Consider the following 23106-nt stretch of genomic DNA (forward strand, 5'->3'; position numbering starts at 1 on the left):
CGCCGCACTGAGATGTAAAGAGATGAACCGCTTGGATGGTGACAGCACACGGCCCGGACCCTCCGTTCTCACTCGAACGGAGGGTCCGGGCCGTGTGGCCGGACGATTCGGGTCCGGTCCGCGCCTGTCAGAGCTTGGTCCACGCCTCGGTGAGCACCGAGCGCAGGATGCCTTCGATCTCGTCGAAGGTGCCCTGGTCCGCGATCAGCGGCGGGGCCAGCTGGATGACCGGGTCCCCACGGTCGTCGGCGCGGCAGTACAGGCCGTTCTCGAAGAGCGCCTTGGAGAGGAAGCCGTAGAGCACGCGCTCCGTCTCCTCGTCCGTGAAGGACTCCTTGGTGACCTTGTCCTTCACGAGCTCGATGCCGTAGAAGAAGCCGTTGCCGCGGACGTCGCCGACGATCGGAAGGTCGTGCAGCTTCTTCAGGGTGTTGAAGAAGTTGCCCTCCTGGTCCAGCACGTGCTGGTTCAGGCCTTCCTTGTCGAAGATGTCGAGGTTGGCGAGGGCCACCGCGGAGGACACCGGGTGTCCGCCGAAGGTGTAGCCGTGCAGGAAGGTGTTGTCGCCCTTGTAGAAGGGCTCCGCGAGGCGGTCCGAGATGATGCAGGCACCGATCGGGGAGTAGCCCGAGGTCATGCCCTTGGCGCAGGTGATCATGTCCGGCACGTAGTCGAACTTGTCACAGGCGAACATCGTGCCCAGACGGCCGAACGCGCAGATCGTCTCGTCGGAGACGAGGAGCACGTCGTACTCGTCGCAGATCTCGCGGACCCGCTGGAAGTACCCGGGCGGCGGCGGGAAGCAGCCGCCGGCGTTCTGCACCGGCTCCAGGAAGACGGCGGCGACGGTGTCGGCGCCCTCGAACAGGATCTCCTGCTCGATCTGGTCGGCGCACCAGCGGCCGTAGGCCTCGGGGTCGTCGCCGAAGATCGGGGCGCGGTAGATGTTGGTGTTCGGCACCTTATGCGCGCCGGGGACCAGCGGCTCGAAGGGGGCCTTGAGGGCCGGCAGGCCGGTGATGGACAGGGCGCCCTGCGGGGTGCCGTGGTAGGCGACCGCACGCGAGATGACCTTGTACTTGGTGTGCTTGCCCTGCAGCTTGAAGTACTGCTTGGCGAGCTTCCAGGCGGTCTCGACGGCCTCGCCGCCACCGGTGGTGAAGAAGACCTTGTTCAGGTCACCGGGGGCGTAGTGGGCGAGGCGCTCGGCGAGCTCCACGGCCTTGGGGTGCGCGTACGACCAGATGGGGAAGAACGCGAGTTCCTGCGCCTGCTTGTAGGCGACCTCGGCCAGTTCCTTGCGGCCGTGACCGGCGTTGACCACGAACAGGCCGGCGAGGCCGTCCAGGTAGCGCTTGCCCTTGTCGTCCCAGATGTAGGTGCCCTCGCCCCGGACGATGGTGGGGACGGGGGAGTTCTCGTAGGACGACATGCGGGTGAAGTGCATCCACAGGTGGTCGTACGCGGTCTTGGAGAGGTCCTGGCTCACGGTTATCGGGTTCCCCACATGTAGGTCTGCTTCTTCAGCTTCAGGTAAACGAAGCTTTCGGTTGATCGCACGCCGGGGAGCGTGCGGATCTTCTTGTTGATCGTTTCGAGTAGGTGGTCGTCGTCCTCGCAGACGATTTCCACCATCAGGTCGAACGACCCCGCGGTCATCACCACGTACTCGCACTCGGCCATGTCGGTCAGCGCGTCGGCCACCGGGTCGAGGTCTCCCTCGACGTTGATGCCGACCATGGCCTGCCGTCGCAGGCCCACGGTGAGCGGGTCGGTGACGGCGACGATCTGCATGACTCCCTGGTCGAGCAGCTTCTGCACGCGCTGGCGTACGGCCGCTTCGGACAGGCCGACGGCCTTGCCGATCGATGCATAGGGACGGCGGCCGTCCTCTTGCAGTTGCTCGATGATCGCCAGGGACACAGCATCGACCGAAGGGGACGGTTGTCTGTTCCTGGAATCTGCGCTTCGACTGACCACGACCTCACTGTGCACGAGGAGTCGTCTGTTCCGCAACCCGTAAGCGATGAAATCCGTTGTGCGGAGTCTCTGATTGCACGGATTTCGTAGTTGGCTGTGTCTGGCTCTGTCGAAAGCGTCACCCGAGGGGCTAGGCTGGGGATTCGTCTCAATCATTGGACATGTGATCAGGAGAGTGGCTGTAGTGACCACCGAACTGCGTCGTCTGCGCAACTACATCGGCGGGGAGTTCAAGGACGCCGCCGACGGGCGGACCACCGAGGTGGTCAATCCCGCCACCGGCGAGGCGTACGCGACGGCCCCCCTGTCCGGCCAGGCCGACGTGGACGCGGCCATGGCCGCCGCCGCGGCCGCCTTCCCGGGCTGGCGCGACACCACCCCGTCCGAGCGGCAGAAGGCCCTGCTCAAGATCGCGGACGCCTTCGAGGCGCGCGCGGACGAGCTGGTCGCCGCCGAGTCGGAGAACACCGGCAAGCCGCTGGGCCTGACGGCCAGCGAGGAGCTGCCGCCGATGGTGGACCAGATCCGCTTCTTCGCCGGTGCCGCCCGCCTGCTGGAGGGCCGTTCGGCCGGCGAGTACATGGACGGGATGACCTCGATCATCCGCCGCGAGCCGGTCGGCGTCTGCGCCCAGGTCGCGCCGTGGAACTACCCGATGATGATGGCCGTGTGGAAGTTCGCCCCGGCGATCGCCGCGGGCAACACCGTGGTGCTCAAGCCCTCGGACACCACCCCGGCCTCCACCGTCCTCATGGCGGAGATCATCGACTCGGTCCTGCCCAAGGGCGTCTTCAACGTCATCTGCGGCGACCGCGAGACCGGCAAGGCCATGGTCGAGCACTCCACCCCGGCGATGGCCTCCATCACCGGCTCGGTGCGCGCGGGCATGCAGGTCGCCGAGAGCGCCTCCAAGGACGTCAAGCGCGTCCACCTGGAGCTCGGCGGCAAGGCCCCGGTCGTGGTCTTCCCGGACGCCGACATCGCCAAGGCCGTCGAGGACATCGCGGTCGCGGGTTACTTCAACGCGGGCCAGGACTGTACCGCCGCCACCCGCGTGCTCGTGCACGAGTCGGTCCACGACGAGTTCGTGGCCGCGCTCGCCAAGGCCGCCTCGGACACCAAGACCGGCCAGCCGGACGACGAGGACGTGCTCTACGGTCCGCTGAACAACCCGAACCAGCTCAAGCAGGTCGCGGGCTTCATCGAGCGCCTCCCGGCCCACGCCAAGGTCGAGGCGGGCGGCCACCAGGTCGGCGACAAGGGCTACTTCTACGCCCCGACCGTCGTCTCCGGCCTCAAGCAGGACGACGAGATCATCCAGAACGAGGTCTTCGGCCCCGTCATCACCGTCCAGTCCTTCACGGACGAGGCCCAGGCCCTGGAGTACGCGAACGGCGTCGAGTTCGCCCTCGCCTCCTCCGTGTGGACCAAGGACCACGGCCGCGCGATGCGGATGTCCAAGAACCTCGACTTCGGCTGCGTGTGGATCAACACCCACATCCCGCTCGTCGCCGAGATGCCCCACGGCGGCTTCAAGAAGTCCGGCTACGGCAAGGACCTCTCCGCCTACGGCTTCGAGGACTACACCCGCATCAAGCACGTCATGACCTCGCTCGACGGCTGATCCCGCACGGTGATCACACTGATCACCGCAGGACTCTGAAGGGGCGGGCGGTAGACACCTTGTCTATTGCCCGCCCCTTCGGCGTGTCCGAGGCTGTGCCCATGCCTGAACTCGCCTTCTCCCGCCGCGCGGCGCTGCGCGGCCTCGGTGCCGCGGGCCTGGTGGCCGCCCTCGCCGGCTGCGGTGTTCCCGCCGCCTACGTCCCGCAGGAGCGGCGGCGGGGCGAGGACCTCTCCGCCCGGGACCGGAGCGTCGCCTTCTCGAACTGGCCGCTCTACATCGACACCGACGAGGAGGACGAGGAGAGCCGCCCGACGCTCGACGCCTTCTCCGAGCGGACCGGCATCGAGGTCCGGTACACCGAGGAGATCAACGACAACGACGAGTTCTTCGGCAAGATCAGCCCGGCTCTGATGAACCGCCAGGCCACCGGCCACGACCTCGTCGTCGTCAGCGACTGGATGGCGGCCCGCTTCGTCCACCTGGGCTGGGCCCAGGAAATGGACCGCGCGGCTCAGGGCAACGTCACCAAGTACCTGGATCCGCAGCTGCGTTCCCCCGCCTTCGACGAGGGCCGGCTGCACACCGTCCCCTGGCAGTCGGGCATCACGGGCATCGCCTACAACCGCAGGGCGCTGGGCCGCGAGATCAAGTCCGTCAAGGACCTGTGGCAGCCGGACCTGGCGGGCAAGGTGACGCTCTTCTCCGGACTCGACGAGTCCTTCGCCCTGCTGATGCAGGGCAACGGCGTCGACGTCACCCGGTGGACCGAAGCGGACTTCCACCGGATGTGCGACCAGGTCGAGGAGCTGGTGCGCAAGAAGCACGTCCGCCGGTTCACCGGGAACGACTACACCTCCGATCTGAGCAAGGGGGACGTCCTCGCGTGCCAGGCCTACTCCGGTGACGCCATCCAGCTCCAGGCCGACAACCCCGACATCGAGTTCGTGGTCCCCGAAGAGGGGGCAGAGCTCTGGGCCGAGAGCCTGCTCATCCCCAACCTGGCCCGGCACAAGGCCAATGCGGAGGCCCTCGTCGACCACTACTACGACCCCGCGGTGGCCGCGGAACTCGCCGCCTCCGTCAACTACGTCTGCCCCGTGCCCGCCGCCCGGGAGGTGCTGGCCGGCTCCCCGGACAAGGAGACCGCCGAACTGGCCGGGAACCCGCTGATCTTCCCCGACGCCGACATGCGCCAACGCCTGGCCGTGGCCCGGGACATCTCCTCGGCCGAACGCCGTTCCCTCGCCCGGCGCTGGAACTCCATCGTCGGGCTCTGACCGCCGCCGGCCGCGTCCGCGCCATACGAGACCCGAAGAGTTGAACACGTTCATGAAATTGGCTGAACGTGTTCAACTTCGGGAGTAGGGTGTCTTCCATGAGCGAGAGAAGCGCCCTTGAGCGGCGGATCCGTGCCTGGCTTGCCCTGTTCCTCGTCTGCCTGGTCCTCAGCGGACTCACCGCCTTCCCCCTCGTCACGGAGCTCCAGTGGGCGAACGCCCTCGTCTCCAACGACTGGCTCCAGCGGGTCGGGGACGGCCTCACACGGGCCGACGCCGAGTACCCCTTCCTCCTCTACGGCACCGACTGGCTGGCCTTCGCCCACCTGGTGATCGCCGTCTTCTTCTACGGCGTCCACCGCGACCCCGTCCGCAACATCTGGATCGTCGAGGCCGGCATGGTGGCCTGCGCCGGGATCATCCCGCTGGCCCTGATCTGCGGCCCGATCCGCGGCATCCCCTTCTGGTGGTCGGTCATCGACATGTCCTTCGGCGTCTTCGGGGTGATACCCCTGCTGATCCTGCGCCGCATGATCAAGCGCCTGGAGGCCCTGCCCCAGCCCCAGCCCCTGGACGACCAGCCCGTGGAGGACCAGCCCCTGGACGCCCGGCCCGCCGAGCACCTGCCCGCCGGCGCCTGAGCGCGGGCCGCTGCCCCGCCCTACCCGGCGAAGGCCGCGTTCACGATGCCGAGGGCCACCCTGTTCATGTCCGGGCCCTTGGCGTCCGTGGAGTTCACCGAGTACACGAGGGTGCGCGACAGGTCGCGGGTACCGCCGATCACGGTGTTGTAGCCGTGCCGCCCGCCCGTCTTGCCCCAGGCCTCCTTGCCGCCCGGCAGGGCGAACCGCTTCATCCCCGCCGTCAGTTCCGCCGGGGCCCCGGTGGTGAAGTCCGGCACGTCCGGCACCGTGAACATCTCCTCGAGCTGAGCCCCGGGCACCAGCCGGCCGCCGAACAGGGCCTTCGTGAAGCGCTCCAGGTCCGCTGTGGTCGAGATGAGGTCCCCGGCGGCCCACTCCCGCGAGGAGCCCCACTCCGTGACGTCGACCAGCTTCCTGCCGCCGTCGGGCAGCGGCACCGCCTGGTAACCCCGGTTGTGCGGGCCGGGTATGCGCGTCTGCCGCGGGCCCGGCAGTGAGGTGCCGCGCAGGCCGAGCGGCTGGAAGATCCGCTTCGTCAGGGCCTTCTCGTACGACGTTCCGGTCACCTTCTCGATCAGCACACCCAGGATCGTGTAGTCGATGTTCAGGTAGTGCTGCCTCGTTCCCGGGTCGAACTCCGGCCCCTTCGCCACCGCGTTGGCGATCAGGGCGCGCGGGTCGTCGAGGTCGAACCGGTGGGCGTAGGCCTCCTCGAACGTGTCGGCCGGACTGTCGGCCGGGCGGATTCCGCTGGTGTAGTTCAGCAACTGCCGCACGGTGACCGGCTTGAACGACGCGGGCAGCAGCCCCGGCAAGTACTCCTGCACCGTCCCGTCCAGGCGCAGCCGGCCCTCGGCGGCCAGCTGGAGCACCACCGCCGAGGTGAAGGTCTTCGTCACCGACCCGGCCCGGAAGCGGCCCTCCTCGACCGCCGGGCGCCCCGTCCGGACGTCGGCGACGCCGGACGCGCCCCGCCAGCTGCCACTCGTACCGCCCACCCGGACCAGCGCGGCCGTCGCGTCCTCGTGGTCCGCACCGAGACCCGCGACGGCCTTCTCCAGCGCCGCCGCGTTCGGCGGAGCCGAGAAGACGGGCGGAACGGCCCCCGCCGAAACGGGCACGGGAACCGGATCCGGCGCGGCGTGCGCCGCGACCGCCGGACCGCAGGCCACGCCCAGGACCAGAGCGGCGGCGATCAGCGTACGGGTCGTTGCGTTCATGGTGGTTCCCCCTGTGAGATCCCGGGACCGGCTGCCCCGACGACCTCAATGTTGCTGGTCACAGGGGTGGTTGCGGATCACCAGCGAGAGGGGTCTTCAGCAGTACGACAACTCACCGGCGCGGGGGAGCCGACACGCCGCCCCTCACTCCCCAGAGGGAGAACCCCGCGTCCCGGACACCCCCGCGGGAGCGGTGGACCCCGCCGCGATCAGCCCCGTCTCGTACGCGCAGATCACCGCCTGGATCCGGTCCCGCAGCCCCAGCTTCGCCAGCACGTTCCCCACATGCGACTTCACGGTATGCTCGCTCACCGTCAGCGCCGCCGCGATCTCCGCGTTCGACAGCCCCCGCCCCAGGTGCAGCAGCGTCTCCCGCTCCCGGGCCGTCAGCACCTCCAGCCGGTGCGCGGACAGCTCCCGCGCCGCCGGCCGGGCCGTCGCCGCCGTGTACTCCTCGATCAGCCGCCGCGCCACCGAGGGCGCCAGCAGGGACTCGCCCGCCGCCACCACCCGTACCGCGTGCACCAGGTCGTCCCGCCGGACGTCCTTCAGCAGGAAACCGCTGGCCCCCGCGTGCAGCGCCTCGTACACGTACGCGTCCGAGTCGAAGGTCGTCAGCATCACCGTCCGGCACGCACCGCGCGCCGAGATCGCCCGGCAGGCCTCGATCCCGTCCAGCACCGGCATCCGGATGTCCAGCAGCGCCACGTCCGGAGCGAGCCGGGCCACCGCCTCCACCGCCGCCGCGCCGTCCCCGACCTCCGCCACGACCTCGATGTCCTCCTGGAAGTCCAGGATCATCGCGAAGCCGCTGCGCACCAGCTCCTGGTCGTCGGCCACCACCACACGGATCGTCACGTCCCCACCTCCAGCGGGGACGTTACAAGATCCACCCGCACCACGAACCCGGTCCCGTCCGAGCCCGGTCCCGTCCAGGCCGTACCGCCGTGGGCGGCCGCCCGCTCGCGGACGCCGATCAGCCCGTGCCCGCCGGCCGGCGCCCCGGACGGGACCCCGCCGGGCCCCCGCCCGTCGTCGGCGACCGTCACCGTCAGCGCCGCCGGCCCGTAGTCCAGCCGTACGTCCACCGCACCGGCCCCGGCGTGCTTGACCACGTTCGTCAGCGCCTCCTGCACCACCCGGTGCACCGTCGCCTCCAGCGCGGCGGGCAGCTCGCGCACCTCGCCCGTCCGCGCGTACGACACCCTCGGCCCGCTCGCCCGCACCCGGTCCAGCAGGGCGGGCAGCGCCCCGATCCCCGGCTGCGGCGCACGCGGCGCCGCCTCCTGCGTCCGCAGCACGCCCAGCATCGTGCGCAGCTGCGCCATCGCGTCCCGGCCCGTCTCGGCGATCGCCTCGAAGGCCGCCTCGGCCCGGGCCGGAGCACTGCGCACCGCGACCGGGCCCGCCTCGGCCTGCACGATCATGATGCTGACCGCGTGCGAGAGGACGTCGTGCATCTCCCGTGCGATCCGGGCGCGTTCACGCACCGCCGCCTGCTCCGCCTCGATCCGGTTCGCCCGTTCCAGCTGGGCCGCCCGGTCCTCGACTGCGGCCGTGTAGGCCTGGCGGGTGGCCTGGAGCCGCCCGAGGGCGTACGCCGCCGCGAACACGAACAGCGTGAACAGCAGTTCCCGGGCCGTGCGCGTGTTGAGCGCCACCGAGATCACGATGATCACCACCGCCACTCCGCCCATGACGAGCCGCACCCGCTCCGGGCAGTGCAGCGCGATCGTGTACAGGCAGATCAGCCCGGTGTATGGCAGCGGCTGCCCGGGACCGTCCAGGGCCAGCTGGTAGACCGACCCGGCCGCCACGACCGCGAACAGCATCAGCACGGGCGCCCGCCGCCGCCACACCAGCGGAAGGTTGCCCAGCACCGTGACCAGGTACGCCGTCCAGGTCGCGGGATCCTCCCGCGGATCCCGGGGCACGACGAACGGGATGGCGGTGGCCAGCTGCACCAGCAGCATCAGCCCCAGGTCCTGCCGGCGCGGATCCGCCCGCCGCACCCACTCCCCCCAGGCGCGTATCACCGGCCGAGGCCGGCTCTCACGGCCGTCAGCACGTCCACCCGGTTCGTGGTGATCGCGTCGACGCCCGCCGTCACGAGCGCCCGCATCGACCGCTTGGTGTCGGCGGTCCACGCCGACACCAGGAGCCCGTCCCGGTGCAGGGCGTCCGTCAGCGGCCGGTCGACCAGCCCGAAGCGGTAGTTGAGCCAGCGCGGGCGCACCGCGTCGATCAGTACCCGGCGCGGCGGCGACAGCGTCGTCCAGGTCAGGGCGATCTCCGCGGCCGGATCGGCGGCACGCACCGCCAGCATGGTGTTCGGGCCCGCGCAGTAGTAGGTGCGCTCGCCCGCACCGCACTCCCGCACCAGGCCGACGACGGTCCGCACGGCCTCGGACGACGCGCCGGGCAGGTCGAGCATCAGCCGGCCGGCCCCGGCCTCCATCAGGGCCTGACGGAGGGTCGGGACCCGGCCCTCCGTCAGTTCCTTGAGCTGCGGGGCCGTCACGGCGTCGAGCCGCACGTCGTGCCCCCACAGCCGCTGGAGCGTGTCGTCGTGCAGCAGGACCGGTACCCCGTCGCGGGTCAGGCGGACGTCGACCTCCACCGCGTCCGCTCCCCGTGCGAAGGCGGAGCGGACGGAGGCGAGGGTGTTCTCACGGAACCGGTAGGGATCGCCGCGGTGGCCGACGGCAGTCAGAGTGCTCATGGCCCCATTCTCGGGGCCGGAGCGCTCGACGGAAGGTCAGCGCGACAGCCAGGCCGCCGTGTAGGCGTCGATCTCCGCGCTCAGCTTCGCCTTGCCGCCCTCGTCCAGGAACGAGGCCTCGACGGCGTTCTTCGCCAGGCGCGCGAGCCCGAGTTCGTCGAGGTCCAGCAGCCGGGCGGCGACCGCGTACTCGTTGTTGAGGTCGGATCCGAACATCGGCGGGTCGTCGCTGTTGATGGTGACGAGCACGCCCGCGGCCACCATCTGCTTCACCGGGTGCTCGTCGAGGTTCGCGACGGCGCGGGTGGCGATGTTGGAGGTCGGGCAGACCTCCAGGGCGATGCGGTGCTCGGCGAGGTACGCCAGCAGCTCCGGGTCCTGCGCCGCGCTGGTGCCGTGGCCGATGCGCTCGGCGCCCAGCTCACGGACGGCGTCCCAGACGCTCTCGGGGCCGGTGGTCTCGCCGGAGTGCGGCACGCTGTGCAGGCCGGCGGCGCGGGCCCGGTCGAAGTACGGCTTGAACTGCGGGCGCGGTACGCCGATCTCGGGGCCGCCGAGCCCGAAGGACACCAGGCCGTCGGGGCGCAGGTCGACGGCGAGGCGGGTGGTCTCCTCGGCCGCCTCCAGGCCGGCCTCGCCGGGGATGTCGAAGCACCAGCGCAGGATGACGCCGAGCTCGGTCTCGGCGGCCTTGCGGGCGTCCTCGATGGCCTCCATGAAGGCCTTCTCGTCGATGCCGCGGCGGGTCGAGGAGTACGGGGTGATGGTCAGCTCGGCGTAGCGGATGTTCTGCCGGGCCATGTCGCGGGCCACCTCGAAGGTGAGCAGCCGGACGTCCTCGGGGGTGCGCACGAGGTCGACGACCGACAGGTAGACCTCGATGAAGTGGGCGAAGTCGGTGAAGGTGAAGTAGTCGGCCAGCGCCTCGGGGTCGGTGGGGACCTTCGAGTCGGGGTGGCGGGAGGCGAGTTCGGCCACGATGCGCGGGGAGGCCGAACCGACGTGGTGGACGTGCAGTTCGGCCTTGGGCAGCCCCGCGATGAAGGGGTGCAGGTCGGGCATGGGTGTGCCTCCGTGGGCGCGCGGGTGCGGTCAGGTCGGCTTCATCGTAGGCAGCCCCGGAGCCTGTCAGCGGCAGCGCCCAGGTCGTCCCTTCCGGATCGTGCCGGGCGGCACCGGCCCGGCACGATCCGGAAGGGACGGCCTAGTGCCGTGACCGGAAAGGTCCACCGGGTCGCGACGCCCGGCACGGCACCTCTCCGCGTTGTCGGACCACGGAGGTACGTCCAGTACGAGCCGTGGCCCTCCGCCTTGAGATGCACCGCACCGGACGCCGCGACCCGGCACACCTTCCCGGCCACGGCACTAGCATGGCTGTACGAGAAGGGGGGCTCCGTATGACCGACCACAGCCCGCAGCCGAGGGACCCGTGGGCGCCGCCCGAGCAGCCGGCGGTCGACCTGGGCAAGACGCGGGGGACCCCGGGCGGTGCGGCCGCGGGGGCCGTTCCCCCGGTGCACGACCAGCCGACCCTCACCGGGATGCCCGGCGCGCCGGAGCCCGCGCCCTACGCCCCGACCCCGCCGTACGGGGCGCCGCAGGCCTCCCCGCCCGGCACCGGGCAGACGCCCGCCTACGGGTACCCGGCGCAGCCGGATACCTACGGGTACCCGGCGCAGCCGGATCCCGGCGGTCCGGCGCACCAGGGGGCGCCTTCCGGGTATCCCGGGTACGCCGCTCCCGGGCCCGCCGGGCTGCCGTACCCGGGCTATCCCGGTTACGCGTACCCGGGCTACGCCCCGCCCGTGAGCAGCGGCCTCGCGGTGACCGCGCTGGTGCTCGGCATCCTGTCCGTGCTCGCCTGCGTGACCGTGATCGGGTCGATAGCCCTCGGCATAGCGGCGGTCGTCTTCGGCGTGGTGGGCCGGGGCAAGGCGAACCGCGGCCAGGCCGGCGGCGGCGGGATGGCCCTGGCCGGCATCATCCTGGGCGCCGTGGGCATCGTGCTGGGGGTCGTCCTGGGCCTGCTGGTCGCCTTCAGCCCGGCCGACTACGTCGAAGACGACCGCGACGGGAACACCCCCTCGGTCTCGGAGGTCCGGGAACGCGTCTGACCAGGGCGGCCCCCGGCCGCAGCCCGGCCCCGGCCGCGCGGCCGCCCGCACCCCGGGGCGCCCGCTCCTACCGCCGGACGCTCACTCCGGGACCGCCGACAGCAGGGTCGGCACCATGTAGGGGCCGTCCGGCCCGGTCCGCGCGAGCGGCACCCAGCGGAGCCCGACCATCCGGGGGCAGGCGCAGGCCAGGTCCCCGTCGACCCCCAGCCGGGGCTCCCCGGGTGCCACCTCGACCCGGAAGCAGGAGGTCCACCCCGAGGGGTACGGCGCCTCGTACGCGTACCGGACCTCCAGGGCGCGCAGTCCCGTCTCCTCGGCCACCTCGCGCCGGACGGCCTCCTCCGGGTCCTCCCCGGGCTCCACACCGCCGCCCGGCAGGGTCCAGTACTCGGGCCCGTCGTGCAGCCCGGACGGCCCCTTCCCGCGCTCGCGCACCATCAGGACGCAGCCGTCCCGGACGATGACGGCGGCCACCCGCATCCGCCCGGGGCGGGTCACGCGCTTTCCTCGCGCAGCCGCTCCCGCGCCTCCATCAGCGCGAAGCCCAGCAGGTTCAGCCCGCGCCAGCGGGCGGGATCCAGGGCGCGCTCGTCGTCGGCGGCCAGCCCGATGCCCCAGACGCGGTCCATGGGGCTCGCCTCGACCAGCACGCGCGACCCGGTGCCCAGGAGGTAGGAGCGCAGCGCCGGGTCCGAGCCGAACTTGTGCACGCTGCCCTCCACGACCAGCGCGAACCGCTCCCGCGCCCAGACCGCGTCGTCGAAGCCGCGCACCAGCCGCCCGGCCGTCTTGGCCTCCGCCGGGCTCGCGGCCCCCAGCACGGCCCGCTCGGCCTCGGGGTCCTCGAACAGCCGGGCCTTGCCGGCCATCATCCAGTGCTCGGCCGTGGCGTAGCGGACCTCACCGACAGTGAAAGCGGACGGCCACCACTGGCTCAGGCAGCTCGGCCCCAGCTGCCCGCCGGCCCGCGGACGGTGCCCCCAGAAGGGCAGGTACTTGACCCTCTCACCACGCCTGACCTGCTCGATCAACTTGTCGACCATCTCCATGCACGCGAGTCTTGCAGTCACCACGGACACTTCGTACGGGATTTCGGGTGTGCCTCGACACATGGTCGACCGATTCCGTCGCGTAATCAAAAGGCAACAACGGAATCCCTTGGCGGAGGGGAACACCTCTGCCAGGATCGGCACTCAATTCGAGCTGTAGCTACGGAGAGCGTGAGAGCGTGATGGGTAACCGCTTCCAGGTTAAGGACCGCTTCGCAGACGGCGCGCAGTACATCGACGGGCAGCTCAGGTCCGGTACCTCGGGCCGTTCGCACACCATCGTCGATCCCGCCACCGGTGAGGACGTCCTCACCTACGAACTCGCGGGCACGGCGGACGTGGACGCGGCCGTCGCCGCCGCCAAGCGCGCCTTCCCCGCGTGGTCCGGCGCCACCCCGGGCGAGCGCTCGGACGCGCTGCACCGGCTGGCCGCCGTACTGGCCGCGCAGGCGGCGGACTTCGCGCACGCCGAGTCCCTGCAGTGCGGGAAGCCGGTCAAGCTGTCCACGGAGTTCGACGTACCGGGGACCATCGACAACACCGCCTTCTTCGCCGGCGCCGCCCGCCACCTCCAGGGCCAGGCGGCCGGCGAGTACTCGGGCGACCACACCTCGTACGTACGCCGCGAGGCCATCGGCGTCGTGGGCTCCATCGCCCCCTGGAACTATCCGCTCCAGATGGCCGCGTGGAAGATCCTGCCGGCCGTCGCCGCGGGCAACACGATCGTCCTGAAGCCCGCCGAGCTGACCCCGCTGACCTCCCTGATGTTCGCCCAGGCGGCCAAGGAGGCCGGCCTGCCCGACGGTGTGATCAACATCGTCACCGGGGCCGGCCGGGACGCGGGCGAACACCTCGTCGGCCACCCCGACGTGGTCATGACCTCCTTCACCGGTTCCACCGCCGTCGGCAAGCGGGTCGCGGAGATCGCCACCGCCACCGTCAAGCGGCTCCACCTGGAACTCGGCGGGAAGGCCCCCTTCCTCGTCTTCGACGACGCCGACCTGGAGGCCGCCGCCCACGGCGCGGTCGCCGCCTCGCTGATCAACACCGGCCAGGACTGCACGGCGGCCACCCGCGCCTACGTCCAGCGCCCCCTCCACGACGCCTTCGTCGCCCGGGTCGCCGAGCTGATGGAGACCGTCCGCCTGGGCGACCCCTTCGCGCCCGGCACCGACCTCGGCCCGCTCGTCTCGCACGCCCAGCGCGACCGGGTCGCCGCCTTCGTGGAGCGGGCCCGCGCGTACGCCACCGTCGTCACCGGCGGCGCGATCCCGGGGGGCGAGCTCGCCGCGGGCGCGTACTACCGGCCGACGCTGATCACCGGGGCCGCGCAGGACAGCGAGGTCGTCCAGTCCGAGATCTTCGGCCCGGTCCTGGTCGTGCTGCCCTTCGACACCGACGACGAGGGCCTCGACCTGGCCAACGACACCCCGTACGGGCTCGCCGCCTCCGCCTGGACCCGCGACCTGTACCGGGCGAACCGGGCCACCCGCGAGATGAAGGCGGGCTGCGTCTGGGTCAACGACCACATCCCGATCATCAGCGAGATGCCCCACGGAGGCTACAAGGCGAGCGGCTTCGGCAAGGACATGAGCTCGTACTCCTTCGAGGAGTACACGCAGGTCAAGCACGTGATGTACGACAACACCGCGGTCGCCGCGAAGGACTGGCACCGCACGATCTTCGGGGACCGATAGCCGAGTACCGCCTGACCAGCGGCACACCCATCCCGAAAGGGCAACGCGCATGGAGCAGTTCGAGCCCGACCGTCTCTCGGCGGCGCAACTCGCCGCGATGCGACGCAGTCTGACCAGCGGGCGCGGCGCCCTCACCCGCCGCTCCCTGCTGCGCGCGTCCGGAGTCGGCGCGCTCACCCTCGGCGGCCTGTCCGCCCTCACCGCCTGCGGGATCCCGCCCGCCAGGCGGGAGGGCGACGCGGCGGCGGCCTCCGACGACCACTCGGCGCAGGAGAAGGAGGTCAACTTCTCCAACTGGACCGAGTACATGGACACCAGCGACGACGAGAAGACCCGTCCGACCCTGGAGGAGTTCACCAAGCGCACCGGGATCAAGGTCAAGTACACCGAGGACATCAACGACAACGTCGAGTTCTTCGGCAAGATCCGCCCGCAGCTCGCCGCGGGCCAGGACACCGGTCGGGACCTGATCGTCGTCACCGACTGGCTCGCCGCGCGCATCATCCGGCTCGGCTGGGCGCAGAAACTGGACCCCTCGAACCTGCCGCACGCCTACGCCAACCTGATCCCCCAGTTCCGCAGCCCCGACTGGGACCCGGGCCGCTCCTACAGCTACCCGTGGACCGGCATCGACACCGTCATCGCCTACAACTCCAAGGCCACCGGCGGCAAGGCGGTCGACTCCGTCACGCAGATGCTGGACGACCCCACCCTCAAGGGCCGGGTCGGCTTCCTCACGGAGATGCGCGACAGCGTCGGCATGACCCTCCTCGACCAGGGCAAGGACCCGGCGAACTTCACCACCGCGGACTTCGACGGGGCGATAGGCCGGCTCCAGAAGGGCGTGGACACCAAGCAGATCCGCCGCTTCACCGGCAACGACTACACGGCCGACCTGGACAAGGGCGACCTCGCCGCCTGCCTCGCCTGGGCCGGCGACGTCATCCAGCTCCAAGCCGGCAACCCGGACATCAAGTACGCCATCCCCGCGCCCGGTTACATCACCTCCAGCGACAACCTGCTGGTCCCGGCCAAGGCCCGGCACAAGGCCAACGCCGAGAAGCTCGTCGACTACTACTACGAGCCCGCGGTCGCCGCCCAGCTGGCCGCCTTCATCAGCTACGTCTGCCCGGTCGAGGGCGTCAAGGACGAGCTCGCCAAGATCGATCCCGCGCTCGCGGACAACCCGCTGATCGTCCCGGACAAGGCGATGGCCGCCAAGGCCCACGCCTTCCGCTCCCTGACCAGCGAGGAAGAGACGGCGTACGAGGAGAAGTTCGCCAAGCTCATCGGCGCCTGACGGAGCCACCCGGCACACGCCTGCGCACCCGTGCTTCCGCCCCCTTCCACGACACCACCACCGAAGGCCCAGGCCCATGACTGACAAGACCGCGAGCGGCGACGTCCGCCTCGCAGGGATCAGCAAGCACTACGGCTCCTTCACCGCAGTGCACCCGCTGGACCTCACCATCCCCCAGGGCTCCTTCTTCGCCCTGCTCGGCGCTTCCGGCTGCGGGAAGACCACCACCCTGCGCATGATCGCCGGGCTGGAGGAGCCCTCCACCGGCACGGTCAGCCTCGGCGAGCGCGAGGTCACGCACCTGCCGCCGTACAAGCGTCCGGTCAACACCGTCTTCCAGAGCTACGCGCTGTTCCCGCACCTGAACATCTTCGAGAACATCGCGTTCGGACTGCGCCGCCGGGGCATCAAGTCCGTCAAGAAGCAGGTCGACGACATGCTGGAGCTGGTCCAGCTCGGCCAGTTCGCCCAGCGCAAGCCGCACCAGCTCTCCGGCGGCCAGCAGCAGCGCGTCGCCGTCGGCCGGGCCCTCATCAACCACCCGCAGGTGCTCCTGCTCGACGAGCCGCTCGGCGCCCTCGACCTCAAGCTGCGCCGCCAGATGCAGCTGGAGCTCAAGCGGATCCAGACCGAGGTCGGCATCACCTTCGTCCACGTCACGCACGACCAGGAGGAGGCCATGACCATGGCCGACACCGTCGCCGTGATGAACGGCGGCCGCGTCGAGCAGCTGGGCGCCCCCGCCGAGCTCTACGAGAACCCGAAGACCACGTTCGTCGCCAACTTCCTCGGCACCTCCAACCTCATCGAGGCCGAGGTACTGGAAGCCGGGTCCGCGGACGTCACCGTCAGCTCGGCCGGCACCCGGCTGAGGCTGCCCGCCGCACGATGTTCGACCGCGCCCCGCACCGGCGGAAAGCTCCTGGTCGGAGTGCGCCCGGAGAAGATCTCCCTGGTCCACGCCGAAGAGGCACACACCGTCGCCGCGGGCCGCAACACGATAGCCGGGCGGATCGCGCACACCTCCTTCATCGGCGTGTCCACCCAGTACGTCATCGACAGCCCGGTCTGCCCGGAACTGGAGGTGTACGCGCAGAACATCGAGCGCGACGCCCGCCTGGTCCCCGGCGCCGAGGTCGTCCTCCACTGGAACCCGGAGCACACCTTCGGACTGGACGCCGCCCAGTCCATGCTCGCGGGGACGATGGGCGACGCCGGCGTCGAGACCGCCGAGGAGAGCGCGTGAGCGCCACCGCCGCGCCGCCCCAGGCGCCCGCCCCGGCCGCGGTGGAACCGCCGGTGCACAAGCCGTCGCTGCGCAAGCGGCTCGTCCCGTACTGGCTGCTGCTCCCCGGCATCCTGTGGCTGCTGGTCTTCTTCGTCCTGCCGATGGTCTACCAGGCCTCCACCTCGGTGCAGACCGGCTCGCTCGAAGAGGGCTTCGAGGTCACCTGGCACTTCCAGACGTACTGGGACGCCTTCACCGAGTACTACCCGCAGTTCCTGCGCTCCCTGCTCTACGCGGGCACCGCGACCGCGCTGTGCCTGCTGTTCGGGTACCCGCTGGCCTACCTGATCGCCTTCAAGGCCGGACGCTGGCGGGGGCTCCTGCTGGTGCTGGTCATCGCCCCGTTCTTCACCAGCTTCCTGATCCGCACCCTGGCGTGGAAGACGATCCTGGCCGACGGCGGACCGGTGGTCGCCGTCCTGAACGGCGTCGGCTTCCTCGACGTGACCAGCTGGCTCGGCATGACGGAGGGGGACCGGGTCCTCGCCACGCCGCTCGCGGTCGTCTGCGGTCTCACGTACAACTTCCTCCCCTTCATGATCCTGCCGCTCTACACCTCCCTGGAGCGGATCGACACCCGCCTCCACGAGGCCGCCGGAGACCTCTACGCCCGCCCCGCCACGGTGTTCCGCAAGGTGACCTTCCCGCTGTCGATGCCGGGCGTGGTCTCGGGGACCCTGCTGACCTTCATCCCGGCGAGCGGCGACTACGTGAACGCCGAACTGCTCGGTTCCACCGACACCCGGATGATCGGCAACGTCATCCAGTCGCAGTACCTGCGGATCCTCGACTACCCCACCGCGGCCGCGCTGTCCTTCATCCTCATGGCCATCGTGCTGATCATGGTCACCGTCTACATCCGCCGAGCGGGAACGGAGGACCTGGTCTGATGAACAAGCCCCTGGCCTGGCTGCGCCGCCATCTCGTCGTCATCGCGGGCCTGTGCACGCTCGCCTACCTGATCCTGCCGAACCTCGTCGTCACCCTCTTCTCCTTCAACAACCCGACGGGCCGCTTCAACTACTCCTGGCAGGAGTTCTCGCTCGACGCCTGGAAGGACCCCTGCGGGGTCGCCGACCTCTGCGGCTCCCTCTCGCTCTCCCTCCAGATCGCCCTGTGGGCCACCATCGGCGCGACCGTCCTCGGCACCGCCATCGCCTTCGCGCTGGTGCGCTACCGCTTCCGGGCGCGCGGTGCGGTCAACTCGCTGATCTTCCTGCCGATGGCGATGCCGGAGATCGTGATGGCCGCCTCGCTGCTCGCGCTGTTCCTGAACATGGGCATCCAGCTGGGCTTCTGGACGATCCTGATCGCCCACGTCATGTTCTGCCTCAGCTTCGTCGTCGCCGCCGTCAAGGCGCGCGTGCTGTCGATGGACCCGCGCCTGGAGGAGGCCGCGCGCGACCTCTACGCGGGTCCGGTGCAGACCTTCCTGCGGGTCACGCTGCCCATCGCGGCACCCGGTATCGCGGCGGGCGCGCTGCTGTCCTTCGCGCTCTCCTTCGACGACTTCATCATCACCAACTTCAACTCGGGCAACACCGTCACCTTCCCCATGTTCGTGTGGGGATCGGCCCAGCGCGGTACGCCCGTGCAGATCAACGTCATCGGCACGGCGATGTTCGTCATCGCGGTGCTGGTGGTCCTCGCCGGCCAGATGGTCGGCAACCGCCGCAAGAAGGCACAACCGAAGTAGACCCCTGTAGGGAGTTGGAAGCCATGGCCCCAGTCGCCATGCGTAGTGTTGCGAAATCCCTTTCGGACGCCAAGCCCGTCTCGTACTGGCTCGACGACCCCGGCAAGCCCGCCCCTCAGCCCGCCCTCACCTCCGACGAGCGGTGCGACCTGCTCGTCATCGGCGGCGGCTACAGCGGCCTGTGGACCGCGCTGCTCGCCAAGGAGCGCGACCCCGGCCGGGACGTCGTCCTGATCGAGAGCAAGGAGGCGGGCTGGGCCGCCTCCGGGCGCAACGGAGGCTTCTGTGCCGCCTCCCTCACCCACGGCTTCTCCAACGGGCTGGCCCGCTGGCCGAAGGACCTCGCCCGGCTGGAGGAGATGGGCGCCCGCAACCTCGACGCCATCGAGGAGGCCGTCGCCCGGTACGGCATCGACTGCGACTTCGAGCGCACCGGCGAGATCGACGTCGCCACCGAACCGCACCAGGTGGAGGAACTGCGCGAGCTCCACGAGGAGGCCCGCCGCCTCGGCCTCGGGGACGGCTCCGAATGGCTGGAAGGCGACGCCCTGCGGGCCGAGGTCAACTCGCCGACCTTCCTCGCGGGCCTGTGGGACCGCGACGGCGTCGCCATGCTCAACCCGGCGAAGCTGGCCTGGGGCCTCAAGCGGGCGTGCCTGGAGCTGGGCGTGCGGATCTACGAGAACACCCGCGGCCTGAAGCTGGCCCCGGCCGGGGCCGGGATGACCGTGCAGACCCCGTACGGGGTGATCCTCGCGCGCCGGGTCGCGCTCGGCACCAACATCTTCCCGTCGCTGGTCAAGCGTATCCGCCCGTTCACCGTCCCGGTGTACGACTACGCGCTGATGACCGAACCCCTGACGGAGGAGCAGCTCGCCGCCGTCGGCTGGAAGAACCGGCAGGGCCTGGGCGACAGCGCCAACCAGTTCCACTACTTCCGGATCACGCCCGACCACCGGATCCTGTGGGGCGGCTACGACGCGATCTACCCCTACCGGGGCAAGCTCGACTCCGAGTACGACCACCGCCCCGAGACCTACCTCAAGCTCGCGGAACACTTCTTCACCGCCTTCCCGCAGCTGGAGGGGCTGAAATTCAGCCACGCCTGGGGCGGGGCCATCGACACCTGCTCGCGCTTCTCCGCCTTCTTCGGCACCGCGCACTCCGGGAAGGTCGCCTACGCGGCAGGCTTCACCGGGCTCGGGGTGGGAGCCACCCGCTTCGGCGCCGACGTGATGCTCGACCTGCTCGACGGGGTCCCGACCGAGCGCACCCGGCTGGAGATGGTGCGGTCCAAGCCGATGCCGTTCCCGCCCGAGCCCTTCGCCTGGACCGGGATCGCGCTCACGAAGTGGTCGCTGGCCCGCGCGGACGCCCGGGGCGGGCACCGCAACCTGTGGCTGCGGACGATGGACCGCCTCGGCCTCGGCTTCGACAGCTGACCGGCGGCGTACGGCCGGGTCGATGAACCGATCAGCCGACCCCCGTGCGCCGGGCGCACCCGCGATCACCGTGTGACCCGCTTCACTACCACGGAGTAACGGAACCCGCGTCATACCCGCGCCCGGCCCCGCTCTCTCCCGGTGAGAACCCCTCACCGCACGAGACGAACGGAGGCCGGGCGATGACGCTCGCGGCGACCAAGACGGCAGTGGACTGGCTGGTATCGGTGGCGCCGGACCCCGACGCCTGCCGCTGGGACTGGGAGCGCCACCCCCTCGGGGTCGCCCTCCTCCCGGCCGGCCGGAGCTGGGACGTGCTGATCCTTCCGGGGGAGCTGGGGCAGGCCACCCTGGACGTACTGCGCCTGCTGCCCGGCGGGCCCGGCCCGGTGCTGGCCGACTTCGGGGACTCCCGCGTCGGCTTCTTCGTACCCCCGGGCACGGCCTCGCGCTGGATCGGCACGGGCGTACGCGGTGCCGGGCGCGGCAGCTGGATCGTGGTCCCGTACCCGGGCCGGGCGACGGGCGGCGTCCGCTGGCTGGTGGTCCCCGACGGCAGCGGAACCCTCACCGACCCGGCGGTCCTGGAACTCGCCATGCACGAGGCGGCGGCCGCCGCCGCCGGCGGTCCGGGGGAGCGGGAGGGCCGGAAGCCTTGACAAGCGCATTGGTCTGGACCATCTTGGGCGCCGCTGACCCCCTCCATCCCCCCACGCCCCGGAGGCAGTTGTGCGCAGAGCCCGGTCCCTCCTTACGGCCGCCGCCCTGGCGGCGGCCGGCTTCCTCGCAGCGGGCCCGCCGGCCGCGGCGGCGGACGCCGACCTCGTACGCAACGGCGGCTTCGAGACCGGCCTCGACGGCTGGACCTGCTCGGGCGGCAGCGGAGCCACCGTCACCACCCCCGTCCACAGCGGCGGTTCCGCCCTCCGGGCCACCCCGGCCGGCCAGGACAACGCCCGCTGCTCCCAGACCGTCACCGTCGCCCCGGACTCGGCGTACACGCTCGCCGCCTGGGTCCAGGGCGCCTACGTCTACCTCGGCGCGACCGGAACCGGCACGACCGACACCTCGGTCTGGACCCAGAGCCCGGGCGCCTGGAAGCAGCTCACGACGAGCTTCCGCACCGGCCCCGCGACGACCTCCGTGACGGTCTACACCCACGGCTGGTACGGCCAGGGCGCCCACCACACCGACGGCGTCACCCTGATCGGACCGGACCCCGGCGGCCCGGGCCAGCCCCAGGTCCCGGCCGCCCCCACCGGCCTGACCGCGACCGCCACCTCCGCCGGATCGGTGGCCCTCACCTGGGCCGCGGCCCCCGGAGCCACCTCCTACCGGATCCACCGCGAGGGCGCCGCGCCCCAGAGCGCCACCGGCACCTCGGCCACCGTCACCGGCCTCGCCGCGTCCACCACCCACACCTTCCGGGTCAGCGCCGTCAACGCGGCCGGCGAATCCCCGAAGAGCGCCCCGGCCTCCGCCACCACCCCGGCCGACGGCGGCGGCCCGGGCGGCCCCGGCCTGCCCCCGCACGCCCTCGTCGGCTACCTCCACACGAGCTTCGCCAACGGCTCCGGCTACGTACGGATGGCCGACGTCCCCGCCTCCTGGGACGTCGTCAACCTCGCCTTCGGCGAGCCGACCTCCGTCACCTCGGGCGACATCCGCTTCCGGCTGTGCCCCGTCGCCGAATGCCCCAACGTGGAGTCACCGGCCGAGTTCAAGGCCGCCGTCAAGGCCAGGCAGGCCGCCGGCAAGAAGGTCCTGATCTCGATCGGCGGCCAGAACGGCCAGGTCCAGCTGGCCACCACCGCCGCCCGCGACGCCTTCGTCACCTCCGTCGGCAAGATCATCGACGAGTACGGCCTCGACGGCCTCGACATCGACTTCGAGGGCCACTCCCTCTCCCTCGCCACCGGCGACACCGACTTCCGCGCCCCCACCACCCCGGTGATCGTCAACCTGATCTCCGCCGTCAAGACCCTCAAGGCCAAGTACGGCCCCGGCTTCGTCCTGACCATGGCCCCCGAGACCTTCTTCGTCCAGCTCGGCCACCAGTTCTACGGGTCCGGCCCCTGGGGCGGCCAGGACCCGCGCGCCGGCGCCTACCTCCCCGTCATCCACGCCCTGCGCGACGACCTGACCCTGCTCCACGTCCAGGACTACAACTCCGGACCGATCATGGGCCTCGACAACCAGTACCACTCCATGGGCGGCGCCGACTTCCACATCGCCATGAACGACATGCTGCTCACCGGCTTCCCCGTGGCCGGCGACTCCGCCCGCGTCTTCCCGCCCCTGCGGCCCGACCAGGTCGCCATCGGCCTCCCCGCGACCACCAACGCCGGCAACGGCCACACCTCCCCGGCCGAGGTCACCAAGGCCCTGGACTGCCTCACGAAGAAGCAGAACTGCGGCACCTACCAGACCCACGGCACCTGGCCCGCCCTGCGCGGGCTGATGACCTGGTCCGTCAACTGGGACCGCTTCGGCGGCTGGGAGTTCAGCCGGACCTTCGACGCGTACTTCGGCCGACGCTGACGCGGACGCAGACGAGGAGCGGGGCGCACAGCAGGAGGCTGGCCAGGACGTCCAGGGGCCAGTGAAAGCCGCGCAGGACCAGCCCCGTCACGGTCAGGGCGGTCAGGGCGGCCGCGAGGGGCAGGGGCCAGCGGCGGCGGGCGTACGGGGCGACGAGCAGGGCGGCGCCGACGTAGGCCGTCAGGGCGGTGGCCGTGTGGCCCGAGGGGTAGTAGCCGGCGGCCCAGGGCTCCAGCGGGCCCGGCCGGGCGGTCCACTCCTTGAAGGGGATCACCAGCGCCGGCACCAGGGCCATCGCCAGGCCCGCCACGAGCGGGCCGCGGCGGTCCCCGCGGCGCAGGGCGTAGGCCATGGCCACGAGCAGGACCGGCAGGGCGACGGGAACGTTGCCGAGATCGGCGAGGCCCTCGGTGACCGCGTCGGGGACCGTGCGCACCAGCACGCGGCTCAGCGCGTGATCGGGGGTCAGCAACGGCCCCTCCACCAGGACCTGCCAGGTGATCAGG

22 protein-coding genes are annotated in these 23106 nt (G+C 71.0%); 12 read left to right on the forward strand and 10 right to left on the reverse strand.

Features of this window, described 5'->3' with window-relative positions; all coding sequences use genetic code 11:
* Positions 1-127: 127 nt before the first annotated feature.
* Together AC07B0_RS20310 and AC07B0_RS20315 are read right to left on the reverse strand one after the other, a co-directional pair.
* The gene (locus AC07B0_RS20310) at positions 128-1507 is read right to left on the reverse strand and encodes an aspartate aminotransferase family protein (protein ID WP_031144108.1); all 1380 of its coding nucleotides are present in this window, start codon (positions 1505-1507) and stop codon (positions 128-130) included.
* On the reverse strand, positions 1492-1995 hold the full coding sequence (locus AC07B0_RS20315) for an Lrp/AsnC family transcriptional regulator (protein WP_281207348.1): 504 nt from the start codon (positions 1993-1995) through the stop codon (positions 1492-1494). Before AC07B0_RS20315 ends, AC07B0_RS20310 begins: the two co-directional genes overlap by 16 nt.
* 169 nt (positions 1996-2164) lie before the next feature.
* Here AC07B0_RS20315 and AC07B0_RS20320 point away from each other — a divergent pair, with 169 nt between their 5' ends.
* The 3 genes from AC07B0_RS20320 (at position 2165) to AC07B0_RS20330 (ending at position 5525) form a co-directional block, all read left to right on the forward strand.
* A complete protein-coding gene (locus tag AC07B0_RS20320) occupies positions 2165-3604 on the forward strand; it encodes a gamma-aminobutyraldehyde dehydrogenase (protein ID WP_469381103.1) in 1440 nt (479 codons plus the stop codon).
* A 101-nt stretch (positions 3605-3705) separates the two neighbouring features.
* The gene (locus AC07B0_RS20325; protein ID WP_478898665.1) at positions 3706-4884 is read left to right on the forward strand and encodes a polyamine ABC transporter substrate-binding protein; all 1179 of its coding nucleotides are present in this window, start codon (positions 3706-3708) and stop codon (positions 4882-4884) included.
* Between the two features lie 98 nt (positions 4885-4982).
* Positions 4983-5525 (forward strand): hypothetical protein, encoded by a 543-nt coding sequence (locus tag AC07B0_RS20330; RefSeq protein WP_478898666.1) that lies wholly within the window; start codon positions 4983-4985, stop codon positions 5523-5525.
* A gap of 20 nt (positions 5526-5545) precedes the next feature.
* Here AC07B0_RS20330 and AC07B0_RS20335 read toward each other — a convergent pair whose 3' ends face one another.
* The 5 genes from AC07B0_RS20335 to AC07B0_RS20355 form a co-directional block, all read right to left on the reverse strand.
* Positions 5546-6748 carry a serine hydrolase domain-containing protein gene (locus tag AC07B0_RS20335; RefSeq protein ID WP_356877846.1) on the reverse strand — a complete coding sequence of 401 codons (1203 nt, stop codon included), beginning with the start codon at positions 6746-6748 and terminating at the stop codon, positions 5546-5548.
* Between the two features lie 144 nt (positions 6749-6892).
* On the reverse strand, positions 6893-7606 hold the full coding sequence (locus AC07B0_RS20340) for a response regulator transcription factor (RefSeq protein WP_478898667.1): 714 nt from the start codon (positions 7604-7606) through the stop codon (positions 6893-6895).
* Complete coding sequence (locus AC07B0_RS20345; RefSeq protein ID WP_478898668.1) at positions 7603-8784, reverse strand: sensor histidine kinase; 1182 nt, start codon at positions 8782-8784, stop codon at positions 7603-7605. Before AC07B0_RS20345 ends, AC07B0_RS20340 begins: the two co-directional genes overlap by 4 nt.
* Positions 8781-9470 carry a glycerophosphodiester phosphodiesterase gene (locus tag AC07B0_RS20350; RefSeq protein WP_478898669.1) on the reverse strand — a complete coding sequence of 230 codons (690 nt, stop codon included), beginning with the start codon at positions 9468-9470 and terminating at the stop codon, positions 8781-8783. The genes AC07B0_RS20345 and AC07B0_RS20350 overlap by 4 nt, the downstream gene beginning before the upstream one ends.
* Positions 9471-9506: 36 nt before the next feature.
* Complete coding sequence (locus AC07B0_RS20355; RefSeq protein ID WP_356877843.1) at positions 9507-10532, reverse strand: adenosine deaminase; 1026 nt, start codon at positions 10530-10532, stop codon at positions 9507-9509.
* A 335-nt stretch (positions 10533-10867) separates the two neighbouring features.
* Here AC07B0_RS20355 and AC07B0_RS20360 point away from each other — a divergent pair, with 335 nt between their 5' ends.
* Positions 10868-11584, forward strand: a complete 717-nt coding sequence (locus tag AC07B0_RS20360; RefSeq protein ID WP_478898670.1) for a DUF4190 domain-containing protein — start codon at positions 10868-10870, stop codon at positions 11582-11584.
* A gap of 81 nt (positions 11585-11665) precedes the next feature.
* Here AC07B0_RS20360 and AC07B0_RS20365 read toward each other — a convergent pair whose 3' ends face one another.
* Positions 11666-12085 (reverse strand): NUDIX hydrolase, encoded by a 420-nt coding sequence (locus AC07B0_RS20365; RefSeq protein WP_469381111.1) that lies wholly within the window; start codon positions 12083-12085, stop codon positions 11666-11668.
* A complete protein-coding gene (locus tag AC07B0_RS20370; protein WP_469381112.1) occupies positions 12082-12666 on the reverse strand; it encodes an NADAR family protein in 585 nt (194 codons plus the stop codon). Before AC07B0_RS20370 ends, AC07B0_RS20365 begins: the two co-directional genes overlap by 4 nt.
* A 152-nt stretch (positions 12667-12818) precedes the next feature.
* On the opposite strand from AC07B0_RS20370, the gene AC07B0_RS20375 reads away from it, so the two are divergent.
* The 8 genes from AC07B0_RS20375 (at position 12819) to AC07B0_RS20410 (ending at position 22600) form a co-directional block, all read left to right on the forward strand.
* Positions 12819-14333 (forward strand): gamma-aminobutyraldehyde dehydrogenase, encoded by a 1515-nt coding sequence (locus tag AC07B0_RS20375; protein ID WP_478865968.1) that lies wholly within the window; start codon positions 12819-12821, stop codon positions 14331-14333.
* Positions 14334-14382: 49 nt separating this feature from the next.
* Positions 14383-15633: a polyamine ABC transporter substrate-binding protein gene (locus AC07B0_RS20380; RefSeq protein ID WP_469381113.1), complete on the forward strand. Its 1251-nt coding sequence runs from the start codon at positions 14383-14385 to the stop codon at positions 15631-15633.
* A gap of 76 nt (positions 15634-15709) precedes the next feature.
* Positions 15710-16879 carry an ABC transporter ATP-binding protein gene (locus AC07B0_RS20385; RefSeq protein ID WP_356879289.1) on the forward strand — a complete coding sequence of 390 codons (1170 nt, stop codon included), beginning with the start codon at positions 15710-15712 and terminating at the stop codon, positions 16877-16879.
* Positions 16876-17811 carry an ABC transporter permease gene (locus tag AC07B0_RS20390; RefSeq protein ID WP_467297831.1) on the forward strand — a complete coding sequence of 312 codons (936 nt, stop codon included), beginning with the start codon at positions 16876-16878 and terminating at the stop codon, positions 17809-17811. Before AC07B0_RS20385 ends, AC07B0_RS20390 begins: the two co-directional genes overlap by 4 nt.
* On the forward strand, positions 17811-18617 hold the full coding sequence (locus AC07B0_RS20395) for an ABC transporter permease (RefSeq protein ID WP_356879293.1): 807 nt from the start codon (positions 17811-17813) through the stop codon (positions 18615-18617). The genes AC07B0_RS20390 and AC07B0_RS20395 overlap by 1 nt, the downstream gene beginning before the upstream one ends.
* A gap of 23 nt (positions 18618-18640) precedes the next feature.
* On the forward strand, positions 18641-20059 hold the full coding sequence (locus AC07B0_RS20400; RefSeq protein ID WP_467297834.1) for an NAD(P)/FAD-dependent oxidoreductase: 1419 nt from the start codon (positions 18641-18643) through the stop codon (positions 20057-20059).
* A 182-nt stretch (positions 20060-20241) separates the two neighbouring features.
* Positions 20242-20718, forward strand: a complete 477-nt coding sequence (locus AC07B0_RS20405; RefSeq protein WP_356879297.1) for a hypothetical protein — start codon at positions 20242-20244, stop codon at positions 20716-20718.
* Positions 20719-20788: 70 nt separating this feature from the next.
* Entirely contained in the window at positions 20789-22600 is a 1812-nt protein-coding gene (locus AC07B0_RS20410) for a chitinase (RefSeq protein WP_478898671.1), read from the forward strand.
* Here the strand turns inward: AC07B0_RS20410 and AC07B0_RS20415 are convergent.
* The gene (locus tag AC07B0_RS20415) at positions 22563-23072 is read right to left on the reverse strand and encodes a phosphatase PAP2 family protein (protein WP_478898672.1); all 510 of its coding nucleotides are present in this window, start codon (positions 23070-23072) and stop codon (positions 22563-22565) included. The two genes, AC07B0_RS20410 and AC07B0_RS20415, sit on opposite strands and share 38 nt — an antisense overlap.
* Between the last annotated feature and the right edge of the window lie 34 nt (positions 23073-23106).

Source organism: Streptomyces sp. NPDC044704, assembly GCF_056433525.1.

Coding starts and splice junctions, on each gene's coding strand:
- AC07B0_RS20395 (WP_356879293.1), top strand. CDS start 17,811: ATGAACAAGCCCCTGGCCTGGCTGCGCCGCCATCTCGTCGTCATCGCG.
- AC07B0_RS20355 (WP_356877843.1), bottom strand. CDS start 10,532: ATGCCCGACCTGCACCCCTTCATCGCGGGGCTGCCCAAGGCCGAACTG.
- AC07B0_RS20375 (WP_478865968.1), top strand. CDS start 12,819: ATGGGTAACCGCTTCCAGGTTAAGGACCGCTTCGCAGACGGCGCGCAG.
- AC07B0_RS20380 (WP_469381113.1), top strand. CDS start 14,383: ATGGAGCAGTTCGAGCCCGACCGTCTCTCGGCGGCGCAACTCGCCGCG.
- AC07B0_RS20360 (WP_478898670.1), top strand. CDS start 10,868: ATGACCGACCACAGCCCGCAGCCGAGGGACCCGTGGGCGCCGCCCGAG.
- AC07B0_RS20330 (WP_478898666.1), top strand. CDS start 4,983: ATGAGCGAGAGAAGCGCCCTTGAGCGGCGGATCCGTGCCTGGCTTGCC.
- AC07B0_RS20400 (WP_467297834.1), top strand. CDS start 18,641: ATGGCCCCAGTCGCCATGCGTAGTGTTGCGAAATCCCTTTCGGACGCC.
- AC07B0_RS20325 (WP_478898665.1), top strand. CDS start 3,706: ATGCCTGAACTCGCCTTCTCCCGCCGCGCGGCGCTGCGCGGCCTCGGT.
- AC07B0_RS20385 (WP_356879289.1), top strand. CDS start 15,710: ATGACTGACAAGACCGCGAGCGGCGACGTCCGCCTCGCAGGGATCAGC.
- AC07B0_RS20405 (WP_356879297.1), top strand. CDS start 20,242: ATGACGCTCGCGGCGACCAAGACGGCAGTGGACTGGCTGGTATCGGTG.
- AC07B0_RS20335 (WP_356877846.1), bottom strand. CDS start 6,748: ATGAACGCAACGACCCGTACGCTGATCGCCGCCGCTCTGGTCCTGGGC.
- AC07B0_RS20350 (WP_478898669.1), bottom strand. CDS start 9,470: ATGAGCACTCTGACTGCCGTCGGCCACCGCGGCGATCCCTACCGGTTC.